Raw genomic sequence first — 1,229 nt, forward strand, 5'->3', positions numbered from 1 at the left:
GCTGCGCGAGGCGGACGAGTGGCCCGGCCATCCGGACGAGCCGCTGAACCCCGCCATGTTCGAGAACGCCGTCCGCGAGCTCAACTGGACGGGCTTCGACGACTCCCACCCGCACACCGATGCCGCCCGGCACGACCTCGGCACCCGTCTGCTGGCCGCCTTGGCTCCGGTGCTGGGGACGGCCTAGGTGTATTGACCACGAGCGTGGTTGACAGCCTTATTCGTACTGCACGCACGCACTCGAGCATGGTCAGCCGGGGGGCGACCGTGAGTGGTGGATCAGATCCATGTCCGTGGGGCGGCCCGCTGTAGTCGCCACAGGACACCCGACTGCGCCTGCAGCCCCGCGAATGGTCAGGTAGGTGAAGAGCGCCCCCGGGCCGGGGGCCAGCACACTCGCATAGAGGTTGGATGCGCCGGCGGTCGCCGCCACCGCATCGCTGTGGGAGGGATCCCCCGTCACCACGACGGTCGAACCCGCCCGACCTGCGTTGACCTTCGCACACTGGGCCGCGGAACACGCGGCGGAGTTCGTCCGGCAGGACGACCACCGATCGAGGCTTCCGTCACGGAGGGCTGGAACCGCACCGGCATACGTGAAGCGAACGTCGTGCCCACCGTCACACCGGGCGGGGTCCTGCTGTCCGCCACCTCGTTCTGCGCGGGTTGCGGCTGCTGCCACTTCGACTGGAACGAGACCCGCATCGACGGCCCCGACCGGCCCCCGCACGCCAGGTTCCACAACGCCCGTGGCGCACCCGACTGTCGGCGACGCCGTAACCCCGCACCGCGCTCTCGATCACGCACGTCCTCGCTCCGCTAACAGCCGTCGCACTGAACCATCGACGGCACATGGCGAGAGCGCCCGCATGCAGGTGCGCCGGCACGGCCATGCACGCGGCGATCCGGCCGGAGGACGCTCAGCCTTGCGTTTCGTCGGGTGCGGCACGGTCCCGCGCCGACCAGGCACGCGCATCCTGTCCGTAGCGGTGGAGGAATCGTGCGAACTGCAGGCGGTCCTCGCTCTGCCAGTGCGCGGTGATCTCTTCGAAGGCGTGGCGCTGCGCTTGAGCGTAACTCCGGCGTGCCGACTCTCCTTCGTCGGTGAGTTCGAGCAGGGTGCTGCGCCCGTCCCGCTGGGAGGCGATGCGCCGCACCAGGCCGTCCGATATGCACGCGGCGATGGCGCGGCTCGCGACGGGCTGGGCAACTCCCATCTCCTCGGCCAC

2 protein-coding genes are annotated in these 1,229 nt (G+C 70.1%); one reads left to right on the plus strand and one right to left on the minus strand.

Annotated elements, in window-relative coordinates:
- Positions 1–187: hypothetical protein (locus tag AAW14_RS39350; protein WP_265569266.1), on the plus strand; the 187-nt coding region annotated here is incomplete at its 5' end.
- Positions 188–920: 733 nt separating this feature from the next.
- Here the strand turns inward: AAW14_RS39350 and AAW14_RS39355 are convergent.
- Positions 921–1,229, minus strand: a 309-nt coding sequence (locus tag AAW14_RS39355; protein ID WP_265569267.1) for a MarR family winged helix-turn-helix transcriptional regulator, incomplete at its 5' end; no start/stop codon positions are given.

This window comes from Streptomyces hygroscopicus, from assembly GCF_026168105.1.
Taxonomy (GTDB): Bacteria; Actinomycetota; Actinomycetes; order Streptomycetales; family Streptomycetaceae; genus Streptomyces; species Streptomyces hygroscopicus_D.